19 protein-coding genes are annotated in these 21131 nt (G+C 35.1%); 13 read left to right on the top strand and 6 right to left on the bottom strand.

Annotation, left to right across the window (positions count from 1 at the left end):
* Positions 1 to 16: 16 nt before the first annotated feature.
* The gene (gene sppA / locus HYB91_RS11225; protein ID WP_002676653.1) at positions 17 to 1846 is read right to left on the bottom strand and encodes a signal peptide peptidase SppA; all 1830 of its coding nucleotides are present in this window, start codon (positions 1844 to 1846) and stop codon (positions 17 to 19) included.
* A 95-nt stretch (positions 1847 to 1941) separates the two neighbouring features.
* Here sppA and HYB91_RS11220 point away from each other — a divergent pair, with 95 nt between their 5' ends.
* The 11 genes from HYB91_RS11220 to HYB91_RS11170 all read left to right on the top strand — a co-directional run bounded on the left by HYB91_RS11220 (position 1942) and on the right by HYB91_RS11170 (position 13069).
* Positions 1942 to 2847: a hypothetical protein gene (locus HYB91_RS11220; protein WP_002676654.1), complete on the top strand. Its 906-nt coding sequence runs from the start codon at positions 1942 to 1944 to the stop codon at positions 2845 to 2847.
* Positions 2844 to 3923 (top strand): hypothetical protein, encoded by a 1080-nt coding sequence (locus HYB91_RS11215; protein WP_002676656.1) that lies wholly within the window; start codon positions 2844 to 2846, stop codon positions 3921 to 3923. The genes HYB91_RS11220 and HYB91_RS11215 overlap by 4 nt, the downstream gene beginning before the upstream one ends.
* A gap of 29 nt (positions 3924 to 3952) precedes the next feature.
* On the top strand, positions 3953 to 4231 hold the full coding sequence (locus HYB91_RS11210; RefSeq protein WP_002676657.1) for a hypothetical protein: 279 nt from the start codon (positions 3953 to 3955) through the stop codon (positions 4229 to 4231).
* A gap of 55 nt (positions 4232 to 4286) precedes the next feature.
* Positions 4287 to 4904, top strand: a complete 618-nt coding sequence (locus HYB91_RS11205) for a hypothetical protein (protein WP_252508177.1) — start codon at positions 4287 to 4289, stop codon at positions 4902 to 4904.
* 3 nt (positions 4905 to 4907) lie between these two features.
* Positions 4908 to 6020 (top strand): hypothetical protein, encoded by a 1113-nt coding sequence (locus HYB91_RS11200; RefSeq protein ID WP_002676659.1) that lies wholly within the window; start codon positions 4908 to 4910, stop codon positions 6018 to 6020.
* A 47-nt stretch (positions 6021 to 6067) separates the two neighbouring features.
* Complete coding sequence (thyX, locus tag HYB91_RS11195; RefSeq protein ID WP_002676661.1) at positions 6068 to 6904, top strand: FAD-dependent thymidylate synthase; 837 nt, start codon at positions 6068 to 6070, stop codon at positions 6902 to 6904.
* Positions 6905 to 6915: 11 nt separating this feature from the next.
* The gene (locus HYB91_RS11190; RefSeq protein ID WP_002676662.1) at positions 6916 to 8640 is read left to right on the top strand and encodes a TrkH family potassium uptake protein; all 1725 of its coding nucleotides are present in this window, start codon (positions 6916 to 6918) and stop codon (positions 8638 to 8640) included.
* A gap of 14 nt (positions 8641 to 8654) precedes the next feature.
* Entirely contained in the window at positions 8655 to 9347 is a 693-nt protein-coding gene (locus tag HYB91_RS11185) for a potassium channel family protein (RefSeq protein WP_002666331.1), read from the top strand.
* Between the two features lie 10 nt (positions 9348 to 9357).
* Entirely contained in the window at positions 9358 to 10110 is a 753-nt protein-coding gene (locus HYB91_RS11180) for a hypothetical protein (RefSeq protein WP_002676663.1), read from the top strand.
* A 108-nt stretch (positions 10111 to 10218) separates the two neighbouring features.
* Positions 10219 to 11991, top strand: coding sequence for an ABC transporter ATP-binding protein (locus HYB91_RS11175; protein ID WP_002676664.1), 1773 nt, complete (start codon positions 10219 to 10221; stop codon positions 11989 to 11991).
* A gap of 58 nt (positions 11992 to 12049) precedes the next feature.
* Positions 12050 to 13069 (top strand): AAA family ATPase, encoded by a 1020-nt coding sequence (locus HYB91_RS11170; protein ID WP_002676665.1) that lies wholly within the window; start codon positions 12050 to 12052, stop codon positions 13067 to 13069.
* Here HYB91_RS11170 and HYB91_RS11165 read toward each other — a convergent pair.
* The 4 genes from HYB91_RS11165 to HYB91_RS11150 are packed head-to-tail and all read right to left on the bottom strand — an operon-like array spanning position 13032 to position 17783.
* On the bottom strand, positions 13032 to 14330 hold the full coding sequence (locus HYB91_RS11165; RefSeq protein WP_002676666.1) for a hemolysin family protein: 1299 nt from the start codon (positions 14328 to 14330) through the stop codon (positions 13032 to 13034). The two genes, HYB91_RS11170 and HYB91_RS11165, sit on opposite strands and share 38 nt — an antisense overlap.
* Positions 14327 to 15646 (bottom strand): hemolysin family protein, encoded by a 1320-nt coding sequence (locus HYB91_RS11160; protein ID WP_002676667.1) that lies wholly within the window; start codon positions 15644 to 15646, stop codon positions 14327 to 14329. Before HYB91_RS11160 ends, HYB91_RS11165 begins: the two co-directional genes overlap by 4 nt.
* Before the next feature lie 11 nt (positions 15647 to 15657).
* Positions 15658 to 16305 carry a P-II family nitrogen regulator gene (locus HYB91_RS11155; protein ID WP_002666310.1) on the bottom strand — a complete coding sequence of 216 codons (648 nt, stop codon included), beginning with the start codon at positions 16303 to 16305 and terminating at the stop codon, positions 15658 to 15660.
* Positions 16302 to 17783: a DUF1538 domain-containing protein gene (locus tag HYB91_RS11150; RefSeq protein ID WP_002672894.1), complete on the bottom strand. Its 1482-nt coding sequence runs from the start codon at positions 17781 to 17783 to the stop codon at positions 16302 to 16304. Before HYB91_RS11150 ends, HYB91_RS11155 begins: the two co-directional genes overlap by 4 nt.
* 55 nt (positions 17784 to 17838) lie before the next feature.
* Here HYB91_RS11150 and HYB91_RS11145 point away from each other — a divergent pair, with 55 nt between their 5' ends.
* Positions 17839 to 18459, top strand: coding sequence for a hypothetical protein (locus tag HYB91_RS11145; RefSeq protein WP_002676668.1), 621 nt, complete (start codon positions 17839 to 17841; stop codon positions 18457 to 18459).
* Positions 18446 to 19048, top strand: coding sequence for a hypothetical protein (locus HYB91_RS11140; RefSeq protein WP_002676669.1), 603 nt, complete (start codon positions 18446 to 18448; stop codon positions 19046 to 19048). Before HYB91_RS11145 ends, HYB91_RS11140 begins: the two co-directional genes overlap by 14 nt.
* Positions 19049 to 19092: 44 nt before the next feature.
* On the opposite strand, the gene recQ is transcribed toward HYB91_RS11140, so the two are convergent.
* Positions 19093 to 20973, bottom strand: a complete 1881-nt coding sequence (recQ, locus tag HYB91_RS11135) for a DNA helicase RecQ (protein WP_002676670.1) — start codon at positions 20971 to 20973, stop codon at positions 19093 to 19095.
* Positions 20974 to 21131 lie beyond the last annotated feature (158 nt).

Here is a 21131-nt window from a genome sequence, read left to right as displayed (position 1 = left end):
TTTCATTACCGCAAGTTTAGTTTTCCCAAATAAGGTATTCGGGGCTGTAAACATAGATGCCTTTTTTTGATTTTAAATTTAAAAAGTCAGTGAAAGCCTTGATGTCTGCAAAGTTCATCTGCGAAAGTGTCGAAGCATCAAGATCTTCTAAAATACTTTTTATCAAAGCTTCCGTAAAAGGCAGGGGCTTTTTTATTTCCTTTACGGAATATTGTCCGCTTATGTTTGCAAGCTCTGCAGCATATTTTACCGCCTCGTCTAAAGAGCCTAAAGCATCAACCAATTTTAAATTTAAGGCCTGTTCACCTGAATAGACACGTCCGCCGGCTAATTCTTCAACGGTTTTTTCCGGAAGGTTTCTTCCCCTTGCAACGGTTTCGATAAAGGTCTTATATATGTGCATAACTTCCATCTGCCTTACCTCTTTTTCTTCAGGAGAAGGTTCTTCTAAAACGGAATATGAAGGCTTTTGTCCCGAATAAACCAAATCGCTTGTTATACCCAGATATTTTTTAACGGCTTCTTTAAAAGATGGAGCTGTAGCCAATACACCGATTGAGCCGGTAATTGTGTAGGGGCTTGCAAAAATATAATCTGCAGAAGAAGAAATCCAATAAGCTCCCGAGGCGGCAACGGACCCCATGGAAACTACAACAGGTAAACCTGAGGCTTTAGCTCTGTCTATTGCGCGTCTTATTTCTTCCGAAGCAAAGACCTCTCCTCCGCCTGAATTTACTCTTACAACGATAGCTTTTACAGTCGGATCTCCTTGAGCAATATCAAAAAGATCTACAATCTTGTAACTTACGGCAGAGTCATCTATACGCCCTGTACCGGTAGAAGAGATTGCTCCGTTTATATGAATAACGCCTATCGAATTTTGAGAGGGCATTTCTGCAAAGTTTGCATTATATGAATCATAGCCTATTGTGTTTACGGTTACCGAAAATGTTTTACTATCGGCAAAGCCTATGTTTGCAGCAAATTCATCGACTGAGGCAATATCGGTAACAAAGCCTTCTTCTAAAGCGGCCTTCGCTCCGTTTCCTTCATATTTTTTTATAAGAGCATTATTGTTTTCGGCGAAAGCCCTAATTTTTTCGGGCGGCATATTTCTGTTTGCTGCAATATCCGAAGTGTACTTATTCCATAAATCATCGAACATGGATTTTAAGTTTGTTCTTACATTTTGAGAAAGGCTATCCCGCGAATAAGTTTCTGCCATACCCTTGTAGGTTCCGGCCTGTATCACATTCCACTTGATGCCGAATTTTTCTTCCAAACCTTTAAAAAAGACCGGACGGGAGGCAAAGCCCGCAAAGGAGACTTCTCCCAGCGGATCAATTCCTATACGGTCTGCATAGGAAGCTAAAAAGTAAGAAGGAATGGAATATCCTACAGCATAGGCATATATTTTCTTACCGGAATTTTTAAAGACTTTTAAAGCGTCTCCCAGTTCACTTAAGTGTCCCGACGAGAGGCCTCCCAATTCCGAGAAGTCCAAATAAAGGCTTGTTATCCGTCTATCGAAGGCCGCATTTTTTATCGCCTTTACAAGGTCTGAAACGAGGACTGCCGATTTTTTCCCGATTGCGGGAATGCCTGCGGAAAAAATATCCGATTCCTTTTCTGTAAGAATCCCGGAAGGATTTATCATTAGCACAGCCTCACTCGGTACACGCTCTACTGTTTTTGTGTTAGAGGGTATGCTGCCCATAACCCCCAAAAAGGAAAAGAAGAAAAAAAAGAAAATGATGTTTATTATTATCAAACGTAAAATATTTATTCCACGAAAAAACGCCGTAAAACAACCCGGACGCTTTTTTTGTTCTTGGTTTTCCTGCATGTTTGTCTCCTAAAAATACAATTTAAGGTATCATCATAGCAAAAAACCGGGTTTTTTTCAACTAAGAAGGATTTTAGGTGTTTTTGAGAATCTTTATGGCAAAGAACATGATAACAGCACTTCCCTTTTTATTAAAAAAAATATACTCTATAAAAATGGAAAAATATTCTTTTCAAACCAAGACATGTAAATTAATAGCGGGAATTTTTCTTTTTATCAACCTTTCATTTTTTTGTTTTGCCCAAGAAATACCTGTAAAATCATCAGATTCGGATAAGATAAAAATCTTTAGCTTAGGTGAGTGTGATTCTATTTTTACCGAGTATTATAGAACCGCCGCCATCGGCGACGAAGAATCGAAAATCTTAATAGATGGAATAAAGTCGCTCACAGATTCTCTGGAAAAAATTCTTTTAGAGAATAAAAAAAACAGGGATATAAAAAAACAAAACGAGCTCTTAATTTTATATCTTAAACATGCCGAGATTATTTCTACCATTTATAATTACGGCAGTATGAATCATCAAGGTGAGGAAACAAAAAAGATAGATAAGGATTTAAAAAGATTTTTAAAGCTATCCGATTTGGAAGGTGAGGTGTATTTAAAATATGCAGACTACTTATATACAAAACTCAAGCTACCTGAAACAAACCGTTTTAGCACAAAATTAGCTCTTCCGGTTTTATACAGGATGACCCTTTTAAAAGATAAAACCAATAAGGCTGCTTTTGTAAAGCTGTCATGCTGGCAGATTTCTTCAGCCGATGAAACCACATCTAATTTTAATTCTCAAATTAAAGCAACGGAAAAATATATTGAAGAATTAAATGAAGTTGATAAATTCAATGCATTTATTTGGTATTCCATATTCTATATGAAAATATATGATACAAAAAAAGGGTGGGAATATTTTTACAAAGCAAAAAATCTTTTTTCCAATCATCAGATTGTTTCGTTGCTTTATGAAAATTATAAAAAAGGAATCTTAGGCGGATTATGATTAATAGTTTAAAAGACGGAGAAAAAATGAAAAAGATTTTATGTTTGTTTTTTTGTTTTATGATGACGGCAGGCTTTTCTCAAAATAAAGAGGAACTAAAAAAAACTGATGAAGAAGAATCTTTAAACATTTCCAAATTTAATATTCGTCCGCATTATTTCGGATTTCCTCTTTCGGTAAAATTCGGATGGCTTTACAGGCAAGATAATTTCAGTGTTTTCCCGAATACGGGAATCTTCTTTTCGGCAGACAACGGCCCCGCTATAAGTTCTTCCATAGGAATGTTTATTCAAAAAGATTTTTTTAAGTGGGATATAAACGCTTTTTATGATTTTGTTCCGTTTACAATGCATAAAAAAGTTTCCGACCAAATTGTTTATGCAAGAAATAATTTTATCTTTGTTATAAACAGACTGAAAATTTCTCTCCCTGCCCGTGTGGGAAGAAGACTTGTTAATGAAATAAAATTTACCGGTTCACAAAAGGAATTGCTGCCGAAAACAATTACCGAAATATCGCAGGGAATCAGGTTCGATGTTTATCTTGCAGATTTGGGTTATCTTAAAGCAACAACTTCTTTTTCTTTTTTTACCGATTGGATTCCGGAAAGCCGTTTTGTTAATTACAGACTTAAATTCGATTTGCCGGTAACCTTTAAACTGTATTATGTTGACGTAGGCTTTGTCTACACTTTTTATAATACCGGTAGGATAAATTCTAAAAATATAAATGCTGCCGCCGATTACCAAATAGAAAAATCTCAAGAAGCTATGACGCGGCGCTTTTCGTTTAAAGATGTTCAAAAATATTCTTCGATGCATATTTGGGGGACTGAAATTAGATGGTACGCAGCCCGGACGGTTGTTAATTCAAACGGATTTTTTATTTCAGCCTTTGCAGATGCCGGCTTCGGCTCTAACGAAGTAAAAAAAATAAACCTTATTGCCGAGTGCGGTTTAGGCGCAGGCTATACATTATTTGATAACGTTCCTTTTACATTCCAAGCCGGGTTTAATCAAGACTTTAAACCGATCTTTTTCTTAGGCGTAGTATCCAGAATTATTCAGGGGGTTTGATCATATTATAAAAATATTATGGAGAAAATATGAAATTAAAATGCGCTGTTTTTATTAATTTAATTATTTTATTAGTTATTCTAACTTTGAGTATTTCTTGTAGTAAGGAAGAAAAACTTCAGCCTATAAATGTAATACAAGAAGGTCCAGCTAAAAAGAGTGATGAGGCTATTGAGCTCGATTTAAAATCTTATAATCCGTTTATCTATGAGATAAACATAAGAAAGTTGAAATATACTAATATTAACAGCAATTATTATGTATTGCCTGAAACCATGAAAAAAATGCAAACAGATACATATTTTTGAAAGTTGGACTAACGAATATATATCATATTTATCCGACTTGGTTATGCAATATGATATGCCCTGTCAAGCTTATTTACCTGAAAATCAAAAGACCTTAAAGAGTTTTGCTTTATTTAATAAAAACGGTCAGGTAGTAAAATATGTATATAAATTAGGCTGCATTCCGACAGACTCATATTCTCATGATGAAGTATACACTTATTATTATAATGATAAAAATTTTATTAGCAAAGATGTTTATAAGATGGAAAATACGGATAGTGAAGTAAGGCAGTTTGTAAATGAATATGAAAAAAAACGTAAAGATAAAAAGATATTATACAATGAAAAAGAAAATAAATATACATTCGATGATATGGAACTTATCTTCAATGAAGACGGCAAATATAAAGAAATTAAAATTTATTATCATGAAAGATCTTTTGATAAATATGAATTTATTTATGAAAATGCTATGATAAAAAAATTTAAAAAATATGATAATGATAAATTAGAATATGAGATAATTAGTGAGTACGACAACTCTGGTAAAATAAGAAAATATACGACCTCATTGGGGGGAACAGTTGAAATTTTACAATATGATGAGTACGATAACTGGATTGAAGAAAAGTTTTTTTCTGATGGAGTTTTATTTTCTACCACATATCGAGAGATTGAGTATTGGGAGTAAGCTATGAAACAAAAACAAGTTATAATTATACTTTATATTATTGTATTAGTAATGATAATTCTTCCTGTAGGAATTTTGATTCACTGGCTGTTTTTTAAATCAGGAATAAAATTACATTTTAACGCCCAAAATCAGCAAGAAGTTCCAAGCGAGTATATTTATGATTTTGATAAATCGGAATATATATTTGCATCTACACAAAATGAATGGTTTGAAGTATCCAAAAATGGAAAATGGTATGATGTAAGGTTTAATGGAGGAGACGTAGATACAGATGTTATCCAACAATTTATTGAAGCCGGAAAATTTAATGAAGGCGGTAAAGAAATGACTTTATCCGCAGGTTCGATCACTATTACTGATGATGGTCTTGTTGTGATATCAGGGGATAGGTGTATCTGCTATCTTGATGTTGTAAACAAAAAAATAATTAAAATACTTCCATTAGAACATAGAGATACTGTTGCGGTAAATATAGGAGGCCGTGATATTCTTTTTTTTGACGGAGGTAATTTATATAAATACGAATTTGATTCGGATAATAAAATATTGTTATATGAAACAAAGCTTTATAAGTTTGAAATATCCGGTAAGGATCTATATAAAGATTATCCTTATGATTACGGTAAAGAAGATGGCGGCAATTATATTTTTATATCTAATTCAACGGCGGAATACCCTTATCCGTATGCTAGACCTGTTCACATCGCATATTCAAAAAAATATAATAGTATATATTATAAAACCAGAATTTCATTGAGTGATGGATTAAAAACAGCCGTCGTTTCCATGTCATTAGATGATTTTACAATTTATGTAGTCTGTTTGGATGGAGAATTTAATACTGATCTTGACGGCAATGTTTTTTATACACAAAAAAACGCATTATTCCGCCATGATGGGAATACAAGAAAATCCGAAAAAGTTTTTGAACATGATGAAACAATCAGCTGGTTTAAACTTTTTAATGACGCAATCTTTTTTATGCAAAAAAGCTCGCCAAATATAAAAGGCGTAAAGTTTCCTGAATTTAGAGTATATCATCAAAACAAGGTAAAATATGTAAAAATAAACGCAAATATTTATAGGAACTGTTGGGATATAATAAAAAACTAAACAATTAATCTCTAGCCAATTTTTATAATTTATGCTATTATTCTCCTATGGCACATTGTATAACTCCGGAAGCGGAGAAAATTTTGGATAAGGAATTTAAGGTTCTTGATAAGGGCTTTATCAGATTGGTAGACTACATGGGAACCGATGCCCGCATAGTGCAGTCAGCCCGTGTTTCTTATGGGGAAGGTACTAAAACCGTCCGTGAAGATGCTGCTTTAATAGATTATCTTTTGCGGAACAAGCATACATCTCCCTTTGAGCAAGTGGTTTTTACCTTTCACGTAAAGCTGCCCATTTTTGTAGCCCGTCAGTGGATCAGGCATAGGACTGCCCGCTTAAACGAAATTTCGGGACGGTATTCTATCTTAAAGGCCGAGTTTTATGTACCCGCCGGAAAGGATATCGCTTTGCAAAGCAGCGACAATAAGCAGGGCAGAATGAATGAGGCAGTTCCTCAAGAACTTCAAAATGAAGTTATAACTTCTTTACAAAAACAACAAGAAGAAATTTATGAAGGCTATTCTAAATTACTTGATAAAAATATTGCAAGAGAGCTTGCCAGAATAAACCTCCCCCTTTCCACTTATACCGAATGGTATTGGCAAATAGACTTGCATAATCTTTTTCATTTTTTGCGGCTGCGTATGGATGCTCATGCACAAAAAGAAATCAGAGACTATGCCGAAGTGATGTTCGAGATTTGTAAAACCGTAACCCCCCTTGCCTGTGCTTCTTTTGAGCGGCATGAAAAAAACGGCGTAAACTTTTCGGCAGAAGAACTTGAAGCTATACGTAATTTGATAGCCGGAAAAGACAGCGGCTTAAAAGGAAAAGAGCTTGAACGTTTTAACGAAAAACTTAAAAGCGGAAGACAGGTGTAAGGAACAGCAAAATGAGAAAGCGAGATTATTTTGTCGTTATGGCTTTCGCTTTAAGCCTTATACTTTTATTTTTACAGCAATTTTATACCGAAAATACACCCGGAATTATTATCCATACAATAGACATTATTATTCTTATTGCTGTTCTTGCAGAAACTTTTTTTGCCGTCAAGCAGGAAAAGTATATACGAAAATATTTTCAAAATAATCTTCCAAACTTTTTAGCGATAGTAATATTTGCATCGGTATTTATTATCTTTAAAATACAAATAGGTTTTAAAAATATTTCTGAAGAGCTAAGTATTGTTTTTGATATTTTTAAAAACATATTTTTGTTCGGAAAAATAATTAGATTGATAAGCAAAAGAGCCGGATTAACTGCGAAAATCATTTCAAACCCTGCCCGTACTTTGATTATTTCTTTTTTTATGGTAATAATCATCGGCAGTTTTTTACTTATGCTTCCTGCAGCATCTGCAAAAGGCTCTCCCTTAAATTTTTTAACGGCACTTTTTACGTCTGCTTCTGCCGTATGCGTTACAGGTTTAAGTGTTATAGATGTTTCTTCCGAACTTACCATAGTCGGAAAATTTATTCTGATTGTTTTAATTCAAGTCGGAGGACTAGGCATAATGGTTTTTTCATTTTTCGGAATGCTTGCCTTCCGAAAAAAAATGACGGTCAGTGAAAAGCTCACAATTTCTTACATGGTCAGTGAAGATGACATGTCAAACCTTTTTAAAACATTAAGAGTAATTGTTTTATCTACATTCTTTATAGAGGCCCTAAGTGCTGTATTTTTATTTATAGGGTTTTCACGCATTTTAGGCTTCAATCTTAAAACCCTAGGCTTTGCATTATTTCATGCAATATCCGCATTCTGTAATGCGGGCTTTGCTCTTTTTTCAAACAACTTGGAATCTTTTACCTCCGATATTATTATCAGTTTAACAATAGGCTTTACCATAATTTTAGGCGGAATAAGTTTTGCAGTTATTTATGATGTTTTAGCTAAGGTTAGGACAGATATAAAAAATACATTTTTAAAGAAAAAAAAGACAGATTATTTAATTTCGGTAAATACAAAAATGATTTTAAGCCTTACGGTTTTTATTCTTTTTATTTCTTTTGCTCTTTTTTATTTACTTGAGCATTGCAATACTATGAAAGAGATGTCTTTGGGAACTCAATACCTTGCAAGTTTATTTCAAGCTATAACATTGCGTACCGCAGGATTTTCTACGGTTTCCTTCCTTAATTTGACAAATGCAACCTTGCTTTTTATGATATTCATAATGTTCATGGGAGGAGCTGCAGGAAGTACAGCCGGAGGAATAAAGCTGAATACAATTGCAGTAGTCTTTGCTTTTTTTAAATCTTTTTTAAAAAATCAAAAAACGGTTGTAATCAAAAATGTTTCGGTGCCTGAAGAACAAATAAAAAAAGCTTTTTTAATTTTCGGTTTTGGGCTTGCGGCAATTTCAGTTGGAATTTTTTTATTAACAATTACCGAAAGCCTTCCTTTTTTAGCATTGTTGTTTGAAACCGTTTCGGCCTTTGCAACCGTGGGGCTTTCTACAGGAATAACGGCAGCGCTTTCACCGGCCGGTAAAATAGTAATAATAATCTTAATGTTTATCGGAAGAGTAGGCCCCTTAACTTTTTTAACTGCGGCCGGTAAAAAACAAAAAAATGATGATATAGAATATCCTTATGGAAATATAGCAATAGGATAATGGGAGGAAAATATATGGAAACAAATAAAAACTTTGCAGTCATAGGTTTGGGAGAATTCGGTTCAAGAATTTGTGAAGTTCTTGTAGACGGAGGTGCTTCAGTGGTTGCCTTCGATCATGATATTCAAGCCGTCGAAAGAATAAAAAAAATCGTTCCGGCAGCAATGCTTGTAGAAACTACAAATGAAGAAGCTCTTTTAAAAGCCCCTTTGGATGATGTAGAAGTCGCCATAGTCGCCATCGGCAATAATATAGAAGCAAGCGTTTTAACAACTACTCTTTTAAAGCAAAGAGATATTCCCTATGTTTTAGCGCGTGCCGTTTCACCTCTCCACGCAACAGTTCTACGAAGGGTAGGAGCAAACGAAGTTTTAAATATTGAAATATCGGCAGCAACAAGAATTGCGAGGCGGCTTATTTCTCCCGATGTAATGGACTCAATTGCAGTTACAAAAGATTTTTCGATAAGAGAAATCATTGTGCCGAAATTTTTTATAGGAAAAACAGTCGGTTCCGTTGCTCTAAAAGAAAAATTCAATATTACTTTGATTGCTCTTGTTAGAATGGCTTTGGATATAGATTCTGTCGGTAATCCTGTCAAACAGGAGGTTATGCACTATCCGGAAGATGATTTTGAGTTGAGAGAGGGCGATAAACTTTTTTTGATAGGCTCAAATATAAAACTTGAAGAATTTAGAAATATGTAACGGGGCAAATATGATTTTTATTGAAAAAAAACTATTGTTTATAAGTTTAGTAATCTCATTTCTTTTTATGATAATAACAGCTTTTTGGGCATATAGCGTTGGTATGAGAATCCCTCTCAAAGGAGATTCCGAATTTGTTTTGTTTTTAGGCTTTATATTTTCAGGTTTGCAACTGATCATAACTATCAATATTATAATAGGCGCAATAAAAAAGAAAAAAGATTTTTTTACTTTAATGGAAACTATAAGAGCAGGAGGAATTTTATCTCAAGAAAAAATAAAAAAGCTGGGTCCGGCAGGGTTTGCTTTACAAGAAGCCCTTGAAGCTTCAAGCACAATTACAGCACAAAAAAGTTTAAAAATCGCGAGTCTTAACGGATTGATGAGAAGCTTGATTAGTATGATAGATATACCTATTGTTGTAGTCAACCTTAACGGAGAAATTATAGATGCCTCTCAAAAAATCAAAATGGAAAAAAATTATAATAAAGATTTAAATATTTCGGACCTTATACCTCAAGTAAATATCAGAGAAGCCTTTAAGGAAGCATCAATAAGTCATCTTCCTGTAGAACAAGGGGACAATCTTTTAATACCTGTCTTTTCAACACTAGGCGATATAACATATTTTTTAATTGATACATCTAAGCATGGTGCTTTAACTAAATTTATCAACAACTTTATACCGCCTCAAAAGGAAGAATCTGCTAAGCAGGCAAAAAAAGGATTTTTTAAAATTTTAGGAACCTCTAAAAAATCTTAAGTTTACAACCGATAAACTCCGTCTAATTTTGAGAACATATATCTTGACAATATTATACCATATATAATATTATATTATATATATTATTTTTTAGAAAAGAGGGTGTTGATGTTTAAGGGTGCTTCGTATTATTTTGCTATGTGTTGGCGGCTTGACAAACGTTTTCCTGTTGTCATTTTATTAAAAGAAATTTTAAATGCCGTAAAAACTGTAATGGCGGTGGTGCTGCCTAAGTTCATTATCGATGCTTTGTTTACAACACAAAATAAAGAAGAAGCTGTTAGGTTTTTACTCATATATGCCGGAACCTTATTTGCAATAAGTCTTATAACTGCAGTTTTAAACCGCTCTACAATTATTTTAAAAAGCATCTCCTTTCAGCGATTCCAAGCCGATATAGGAAAAAAATTAATGCAGATAGATTATGAACGGCTTGAAACTCCCGAATTCTTAAACTTAAAACAAAAGGCGGATCAATATGCATATTCAGGCGGTTACGGATTTGCCGTAATCTTAGAAGACTCCGTCGGTTTATTCGGTAAACTGCTCACTTTTGCAGGTCTTATCTCCGTTATCGCAATTTTAAGCCCATGGCTTGTACTTGCAGTCATTATAATTGTCGCTCTTAATTCTTTGGTCTTTGCAAAAACAAATAAACATGGGATAAAATACCGCATGGAACAATCCGTGCAGGAAAGGCGTATCGGCTACTATTCTAAAAAAATGGAAGATTTTCAATACGGAAAAGAAATCCGTACTTATAATTTAGCTCCGTGGTTTTTAGAAAAATACAATCAGCAAATTAAAGTGCTCGGAAAATTTTATAATAACATAGCCAATACCCGTTTTATAAGCGGCGCCTTTAATTCTTTTACCTTTGCCGTTCAATTAATCATAAGCTATTTTTTTGTAATTAAGCAAACATTAGACTCTACTCTTTCGGTAGGAAATTTTACAATGTATCTTGCAGCAGTAAGTTCGTTCGCTTCAATACTATCCGAAATTATAAAAACCGTAGTTCAGCTTTCGCAGTTCAACACTTATTTTGAAGCTTTTAAAGAATACATTAATATGCCGTCTATGGAAAATACAAAAGGCGGAAAGCCTATTTTACCTGAAAACTTTGACATTGAATTTCAAAACATCTCTTTTAAGTACGGCACAAGCGAAAAGTTTGCCTTACAAAATGTAAACGTTAAATTTAATTCCAAAGAGCGTATAGCCATAATAGGAGAAAACGGTGCAGGTAAATCAACCTTTGTAAAACTTTTAATGCGCCTATACGAGCCTACCGAAGGAAAAATTTTGATTAACGGTATCGACATAAAAGAAATAGACTATAACTATTATCAAACTTGGTTTGCCGCCGTCTTCCAAGATTTTAAACTTTTTTCTTTTAGCATAAAAGAAAATATTACCTTCGGGAATGATAAAACCGAAGAAGACAAAAAGCGTCTGGAAAATATCGTTTCGGCATCGGGCTTAAAAGAAGTTACCGATAAATTGGATAAGGGCTTGGAAACCTTGGTATACCGTGATTTTGACGATGCAGGTTTTACTCCATCAGGAGGAGAAGGCCAAAAAATTGCAATAGCCAGAGCCGCATATAAAAACGCTCCGATAGTTATTTTAGACGAACCGACAGCCGCTCTCGACCCAAAAGCCGAAAATAAAATCTATGAGCAGTTCGATTCTTTTTTTGCGGATAAGTGTTCTCTTTATATTTCGCATAGAATGGCGGTTACAAAATTTTCGGATAGGACTCTTGTATTCGACAATGCACGGATTGTCCAAGACGGGAACCATGACACTCTTATAAACCAAGAAGGCAAGTACAAGGAGCTTTATAGCTTGCAGGCTAAGTATTATACGGAAACTTAAAAAGGCTCAATTCTTTCAACCTCTTGCAAAATTTTAACATAAGGCGTAAAATGATACTATGATCGATACAAGCTATAAAACGATAGTAGAAAATTTTAAAGCAAAGATGGCAGAACGGATTGTGGGCCAGCAAGAACTCATAGAAGGAATTTTAACTGCGTATATCGCAGGCGGCCATGTGCTCCTTGAAGGTGTGCCTGGCCTTGCAAAAACTCTCATAGTAAAAACCTTTGCAGAGCTGTCCAATGTAAGTTTTAAGCGTATTCAATTTACGCCGGACCTTCTTCCTGCCGATTTGATAGGAACCCTGATTTATCAGCAAAGTATCGGTAAGTTTTCCGTAAGGAGGGGGCCTGTTTTTGCAAATATCGTTTTGGCCGATGAAATAAACAGAGCTCCTGCAAAGGTTCAGTCTGCACTTTTGGAGGCCATGGCCGAAGGACAGGTTACAATCGGAGAAAATTCTTTTTCTTTACCAGCGCCTTTTTTTGTACTCGCAACACAAAACCCTATCGAGCAGGAAGGTACCTATCCCCTGCCCGAAGCCGAACTTGACCGCTTTTTGTTAAAGTTATTCGTTCCCTATCCTTCAATTGAAGAAGAAATAAATATAGTGAATAAATTTTCAAGCTTAAGGCCGAGTCAAAACATGGGACAAAACCTAGGTCAAAGCTCAAATAGCAGTCCGGCCGAAGCCGTTTTGACGCCGGAAAACTTAGAAACTCTCCGCAATGCTGTAGAACAAGTCAAGTGTTCCCCCGAAATTACAAGCTATATAGTTTCAATAATTGCAGCAACACGGCCTGTAAAAAATGTAAAGCAGGATGACTATATTCACGGGAACTACCTAAGCTACATTCTTTACGGGGCATCTCCAAGAGCCGGAATAGCTATTCAAAAATGTGCAAAGATAAAGGCTCTATTTAACGGAAGAGATTATGTGATTCCTGAAGATGTAAAAGCCGTCTCATATGCGGCTCTTAGGCATAGACTTAAACTTTCTTATGAAGCTGCAGCCGATAACTTAACCGCTGACGATATTATTGAAAAGCTTTTGGGAATTGTGCCCCAGCCGTAAGTTTAGACACATCTGCAATAAGAGAAATAATTTTACTTGTTTCAACCTTTTCTACTTTAAACTCGACTTCTCCTATAGTAATTAGTTCTCCTTCCTTGGGAAGATATTCTGCCGTTTCAAGAATGAGGCCTCCTATAGTATCATTATAATCCGAATGAAAATCGGTATTTAAAATACTATTAAGCTGAATTATAGGGACAGCCCCTGGAATCAAAATATGCGTACCGTCAACAATTTTCATTCCGCTTAATGGATTGGTTTTTGTTTTAGAATACTCATCTTGAATGGAACCGAAGATAGCCGTGCTTATATCATCAATTGTGATAAGTCCCGCAGTGGAACCGTATTCATCTATAACAAAGGCCATATTTCTTTTATTTTTGCTCATCGTTTTTATAGCCGAAAAAATATTTGCTGTTTTCGGAATAAACAGAGCCCGTCTTATAATTTTATTTATATCCATTTCCGTATTATGGCTTCTATAAAATAAAATATCCTTATAATGCACGCTTCCTATTATTTTATCTTTTTCACCCTTGTAAACGGGAAGACGGGAAAACATAGTTTTACGAAAAATGCTTACCATATTTTCGAGTGATGAATTTATATCGAGGCTGACAATGTCCTCCTTTTTTGTCATTATGCTTTGCAGCTTTAATTCATGGAGCCTTACAGCTCTTTTAATTAATTCATGCTCGCCCGTTTGAAAAGTCCCGTCTGCCAAACTTATATTTATAAGAGTTTCCAAATAATCTTCGGAAAGTTCGGAGTTTTGATTGTTTTGTTTTTTTGAAACAAGTTTAATAATAAAATTAGACATGAGGGAAAAAATAAAAATAAACGGTTTTAAAAGAAACCTTACAACCGACAGAGGTACTAAAAATGTTTTTGTAATTTCTACGGCATTATAAGCAGCTACAGCCTTGGGTAAAATTTCAGCAAAGATAATTATAAGAACCGTTGTAATCGCAGTAGCTGCCGGAATATGCTGCTGGCCATACATATCTATCACAAAGGCTGTTATCAAAGCCGAAGAAAGGGTGTTTACAAAATTGGTACCTATAAGAGTTGCACTTACAATCTCGTCTTTCCTTTCAATAAGAAAAGCAAGTCTTCGGCTTTTTTTTGTCCGGCTTTTTTTTATTGCCTTATATTCGGTTCTTGTAATTGCAGTAATTGCCGTTTCGGTTGCAGAAAAGAAAAATGCGCAAAAAAGAAGAGCTATAAATTCTATTATCATTAAAGCTAATTCAAATTTCATTCTTCATCTCCCGCAATATTTACTTGCAGTTCGCTTATTCTGTTTCCCTCGGTTTTCATAACCGTGAAATTATAGTTTTCTATTTTTATGGTGGAACCTATTTGCGGAACCTCTCCGCATTTTTCCATAATAAGGCCGCCTATTGTGTCATAATACTCGGAAGAAAATGAAGTTCCTAGATTCTCATTTAAATCGCTCAGCCTCATGCTGCCTAAAATGGTTTGACTAAGATTTTGAGTTGCTTCATCATTTATATTATCAAGATTTGGATCCTCTGCTGCGGCATCATCCGTATCGTATTCATCGGCTATGTTCCCGAATATTTCTTCATTTAAATCTTCAAGAGTTGCAATACCTAAAGTTCCGCCGTACTCGTCGATAATCACAACCATGTTCTGTTTTTCTTTTCTAAATATTTCCTGTAACTTTGAAAGCTCGGTATTTTCAAAAACAAGAACAGGCTTACGTAAATATTTTTTTATATCGAATTTTTCTTTTGATTCTTGTAAGAAATCTTTTGCAGCCGCTTCCGAAAACAAAAAATCTTTAATATAAAAAATACCGATAATTTCATCTATGTCTTCTTCATAAACCGGAAATCTTGAAAATCTTGAAGAATGGGAAAGCTCTATAATTTCTTCAGGGTTTACATCAGCTGTAAGGCCTATTATATCCGGTCTTGGCGTCATAATATTTTTTACGGTTATATCGCCGTAGCTTAATATTTTTTCGAGGACGGCTTTTTCTTCCGAGCGAAGATCTCCATGCTCTTGACTCACATCAAAGAAATCTTTTAAGTCTGCATCGGTTAAGGCCTCATTCGATTGCAGATTTTTCACACCTAAAAATTTTAAAAAGAATTTTGTAAAACCCGAAAAGAGCCATTCAAGAGGTGCAAGTACTTTAATTAAAAACAAAATAAAGCCTGAAAATTTTAAGGCTATCGGTTCGGAAAAAACTAAAGCAACCGATTTAGGAAGTATCTCTCCGAAAATTAAAATTGCAATAGTTGTAGCCGTGACTGCAATGCTTAATCCCTTAGCCCCCACAAGCTCTACCATTAAAGCTGTTAATAGTACCGATATTAAAATATTTACCAGACTGTTTCCAATTAAAGAAGTTGTTAAAAACTTTTGTTTATCTTTTAAAATTTTTTCAACTCTTGCGGCCTTTTTATTTTTCTTTTCGCGTAAATATTTTATTTTCAATTTATTTACGGATAAAAAGGCTGTTTCTCCCGATGAAAACATCATCGATAAAAAAAGTAGAATAATTAAAAGTAAAACATAAAACCATTGCGGAGGAGGTTCGTTCATTTTATAAACACCTATTTTATACCGTAAGCCTTGCTTACAGGAATAACAAAAAGAATTCCATGCCCTTCTTTTTCTACATCGGATTTTTTTCTGATTGCTTCAACAACATTTTCAAGTTGATCGTCATCAACGATGGTTAAAACGATTTCTTTTTCGGGTTCAATCTCCATGTCAAAGATAAGCTTTGTTTGGTTAAGCCCCGATCCTCTTGCATGGATTATTGTTCCCCCTCTTGCTCCTGCTTCTAAAGAAGCATCAACGACTTCACTTGCTTTTCCTCTATTAACAACAGTAAATATTGCAGACTTCATAGTTTTTACCTCCTCCCGTTTAAATACGGGCTTTTCATCATCCAGGGTATTTTTAATATTAATAAAACTTAAAGGCATACGGAATGCTATGCCGAAATTTTTACGAGTAAGATTGAACTTTTTATTTAGCTCATCCATAAGACCGTCTAAAAAATCTCCATGTCCGGCCGTTAAAATCAACTCTTTTCTTGTTTCTTGAATACCCAAAAAATCAAGAACTTTACTTTTTACCGTACCGAAGGCAATCATTATTGTAGCTCCGGTAAGGCCCTTATCTTTAGCGTATCTTACGATTTTACGTGCACGCCCAAAAGGTACTAAAATAATCAGAAGGGAAAAATCTTTCATTTTTGTTCTCCTGCGCTTTTAATCTTAAATATTAATCCTAAAATTTGTAACGAAATAATAGGAGCCAATGCGACGGCAGCTATAATACCGAATCCGTCTATCAATACATTTGCTGTCGGAGTGGAATTAGCAAGGCCCTGAGCAAGGGATAAAACAAAGGTCGCTGTCATGGGGCCTGAAGCAACACCTCCGGCATCAAAGGCTATACTTACAAAAAGATCCGGAACAATGATTGATAATAAAAGAGAAACTATATATCCGGGTAGAAGCATATGCCATAACTGAAAGGACGGTTCTATAATTCTTAATAACGAAAGCATTACTGCAAAGCTGACGCCTATACATAAAAAGGTCAAAACTATCTTACGCGGAATATGGCCGCTAGTTACGTTTTCTATTTGTACAGTTAAAACATAAACGGCCGGTTCAGCCAAAATAGAAACAATGCCTATCAGAGCTCCGATAAAAAGAATTAAGGACCGCGTGCCTATTTCTCCTAAGCGGCTTCCCATAGCTATTCCTACATCCAAGAAGCCGGATTTTGCTCCCCACATAAATAGAAATAAACCTATCAATGTAATTATAAGCCCTTTAATAATGGGAATTAAATCCTTGGCCCTCAACTTTATACTTACAAAATTTGTAATTAAAAATATTAACGTTAAGGGTAAAAGGGACAAAAGGCACTCATAAAGTACCGGCAAAAAATGTTTCGCAAAGGGATAGAAGATTTGTGAGTGTATATCCAAATTGAAGACAAAATCGTCGGCGGATATTTCCTTTGTTTTCCCGAATACACTCAAAGCCAGAACTGCGACGATTGCACCTGCCGATGCCATACCGACAAGTCCGAATGCGTCTCTTTCGGATGCGGCCGAGTCTTTTTTCATCTCGGAAACACCGGCCGCTAAGGCCAAAATAAAGGGTACGGTTATTGCTCCCGTAGTTGTTCCCGAAGAATCAAAGGATATCGAAATAAATTCGGAAGACGAAAAAAGAGAGAGCAAAAATATTACGCCGTAAGAAAGAGCAAAAATGATTTTTTGAGAAATATTAAATACGGTTCTCAAAATACCGAAAACCACAAAGGCTGCAACACCGATAGAAACAACTACTATGAGCCTTAATGCCGGAATTCCACTTTTTGTTACTGTATTTACCTGACTTGCCAAAATCTGTAAATCGGGTTCTGCAATTGAAATTAAAAAACCAAGGGCAAAACCTCCTAAAATCAAAATCAGAATATTATTCCTTTTTGTGATTTCTTTTCCCATTTGCAAACCGATTTTTGTAACACTCATTTCGATTCCAAACAGAAAGAAAGCCAGCCCTAATATTATGCATACACTCCCGATTAAAAATCTAATAAAGACACTGTAATCGATATGAATAAATGCAAAATTCAAGATAGTAGTCAAAATGACGATGGGTAAAACCGACATTAAGACTTCTTTAAATTTATCAATTAGAATATTCATAACTGAATAATATTATTGACTAAATTTTGATTTTGGTCAATAGGAAGAAATTTTTATGCAAAAACTACTTAAAAAATTTTACCTCCTTACAATCTTAATTTTGACTGTATGTTTGGCTGCTTCATGTACTATGTTAAGCGGATTTAAAAAATTATCTGAAACAGGTCATGCCAGTATTAATGGGAAAAAGGTCAATCTTAAAACAATGGGTGATCCCGAAAAAGATTGCCTTGCGTTTGGATATTTAAAAATACCAACAGAACAATTGTACATTCAATCCGATCCCTCAAAAGAACCTATTTATACAACACCTTTTGTATTCCCGGGGGCCTATTCAGATGGAAGTATCTTTTGTTTTCCACCGTTTAAAACCGACCTGGCTTTTCAGTTAGCGTCTTTACGTAATGTAAATTTTAATGTAATAACTACTTTTTCGCCTCAGTTAGGTGCGGAAGGTAAAATAGCATTTGTAACACATAAAAAAGGCTTAATGTTTATCGGTGCTTATGATTTTGTTACGGAAGGAAAGGCAGGAATGATTGTACCTTTGGCACGTAAAGATAGTGCTCAGTACGAATTAAAATGTCTTTTAAAAATAAAAAAGTTGCTACAACATACAGCATGGTTACCGCTTATTGAAGCAAGAATAAAGGAGTTGGAAAATGAAAAAAAATAAATTATTTAAAATCTTGTGTTTATTATTATTTATAGTCACAGGATTTGTATTCGCTGATGAAGAGAAAAAAAAACTGCCTTCAAAAGGAGAGGTTGTTTTGGTTTTTAGTTTAAAAGTTTTACCAACTCCTGATAGTGCTTTTTTTTCAAACTATCGCAATATAAAATTCGGCAATTTTGATTTTGATGATGGAAGTGTTGCTACCGATCAAATATATGTAAATTATCTCGTTCATAAATATTTTTTGTCGGCTAAATGTGATGAAGATCCGCAAAAAACCGATTTTGTTATGAAGAAAATTACCTTACAATCAAATAAGCGAATTATTAACTTGTATAAATTAGTTTATTTCTTTGGTAACGCATATTGTGCACAATTGACCTTACCAATCCAATCAGAGCTAACGATACCGGAAGATGTGAAATTTGTATACCTTGGAGATTTTACCATTAAATGTTCAATGCCGTTTTATGATATTAGTGAAATAAAAAGGATTGATAATTTTGATGCTGCTGCTCTTGCAGTGAAGAAGGCGTACGGAAAAAGTGCTGAGCTTGAACGGATTCCTCTTGTTCCGCTAAAGAAATAAAATAAAAAGGGGTTTCAAAAATATTGAAATCCCTTTTTTATTGCTTATTTATTTTTACGGGCAGATGAGATTGTCTTTAAAATAATATCCCCGTATTTGTCTTTCTTTGCTTTTCCTATTCCAAAGATATTATCTAAATCGGTAGTTGTTGCAGGTTTTTTTAAGCCCAAATCAAAGATGGTCTTATCCGAAAAAATAATATAGGCCGGAACCCTTGCCTCATCGGCAAGCTCCCTGCGCTTTTGTTTTAGTGCATCCACTATTGCCTTACTGCAAGCATCTAAAGTATTTTCAGATGTTTGAGGTTTTGATTTTTCTTTTACTTCTTTTTTAACGGAATTGTCTTTTTCATAATTAAAAGGAAGCATGATACTTGTTCGGGCTTGGAGCTCTTCTTTTGCTTTTTGGGTAAGCGATAATACCGAGTAATCCTCATCTTTTACAAGATAGTCTTCCGCTAATAGAATACGGACAAGATTAAACCATCCTTCCCTATTGAATTCCGTACCTATACCCCAGACGGAAAGATCATTATGCTTGTTTTCAAGTATTCGTTTTTGCTTTGAGCCTAAAAGAACATCGATTATATAGCTTGCTCCAAATCGGCATCCGGTTCTGACAACGCAGGATAAAAATTTCTGCACAGGAACAGTCAAATCGGTTTTTTCTATTTTTTCTCTGGAACAAAAATCGCAGCACGGAGCATCGCCCTGTATTTCTTTTAATTTTCCTTCGGAAATATTTTCTCCGAAATATTTTAAAATCGCCCGTCGGCGGCAGCTATTGGCTTGAGCATAATTACTTATGGCGGAAAGCATTGCTTCGGCTTTTTTTACCTCATCGGGAGATTTATCCTGCATCAAGAATTTAAGCTTAAAAATATCGGCAGCCGAAAAAAGTAAAAGAGCATGAGCCGGATTTCCATCTCGGCCTGCTCTGCCTATTTCCTGATAGTATTGTTCAATACTCTTGGGTAAATCAAAATGAATAACGAATCTTACGTTGGGCTTATTTATTCCCATCCCGAAGGCCACGGTTGCTACAATTATTTCTATATCGTCATTGATAAAATCGTTTTGAGTTTTTTGTCTAAGCTCATCGGATAGTCCCGCATGGTAGGGTTTTGCATTATAGCCTAAAACCGATAATTGAACGGCCAAGGTATCTGCCTGTTTGCGGGAAAAACAGTAAATAATTCCGCTTTCGCCCTTATGTTCTTTTAGAAAGTCCGAAGCCTGTTCAAAAGGCTTTTGCTTTTCTTTAACTTCCAAAAAAATGTTTTTGCGGTTAAAACCGGCAACAAACTCCTTTGGCGTTTTGAGCTTTAGTATTTTCTTTATATCTGAGCGAACCTTTTCGGTTGCTGTTGCCGTTATGGCAAGGCAAGCCGATTCTTTTAAGAGTTTGCGTATTTCAGCCAACTGCCTGTACTCCGGCCTAAAATCATGACCCCACTCTGAAATGCAGTGAGCTTCATCTATTGTAAGACAATCCACTTTTATTGAAGATAGCAGCTCTTTACATCGGTCACTGGCCAGCGTTTCAGGAGCAACATAAAGAATTTTTACTTCTCCGTTTTTAATACGGCGTATATTATCGGCATATTTTTCCCAATCCAAGGAGCTGTTTAAGGTAACCGCTTCAACACCGATAGTTTCCAAACCGCAAATTTGGTCATGCATAAGAGAGATAAGGGGAGAAACTACTATAGTTACCCCTTCAAAAATGAGGGCCGGAACCTGATAGCATAAAGATTTTCCGCCTCCTGTGGGCATTACCGCAAGGACATCTTTTTTTTGGAGAAGGCTGTCTATAATTTCTTTTTGGAAGGGCCTAAATTCGTCATATCCGAAGACCTGTTTTAAAATGTCTTCAGGGGAGGCGAGCTTTTTTTTACTGTCAGAACCTTTTGATCCGCGCGTCATATATGGATGATATTATACCCTAAAACGGCAAATTAGGCAAGCATTTTGTGAAAAGTTATAGAGAGCAGTAGATAACTCAAATAATTCAATATAAATTGTGGACAGGTAGAAAAAAATAAGTTATAATTTTGAGTAATTAACAAAAAAAAGGCTTAACC

This window comes from Treponema sp. B152 (assembly GCF_024181665.1).
In the GTDB taxonomy this organism is placed as follows: Bacteria; Spirochaetota; Spirochaetia; order Treponematales; family Treponemataceae; genus Treponema_B; species Treponema_B denticola.
Note: the sequence above shows the minus strand (reverse complement) of the source record. Positions and strands in the feature narration are given on the sequence as shown.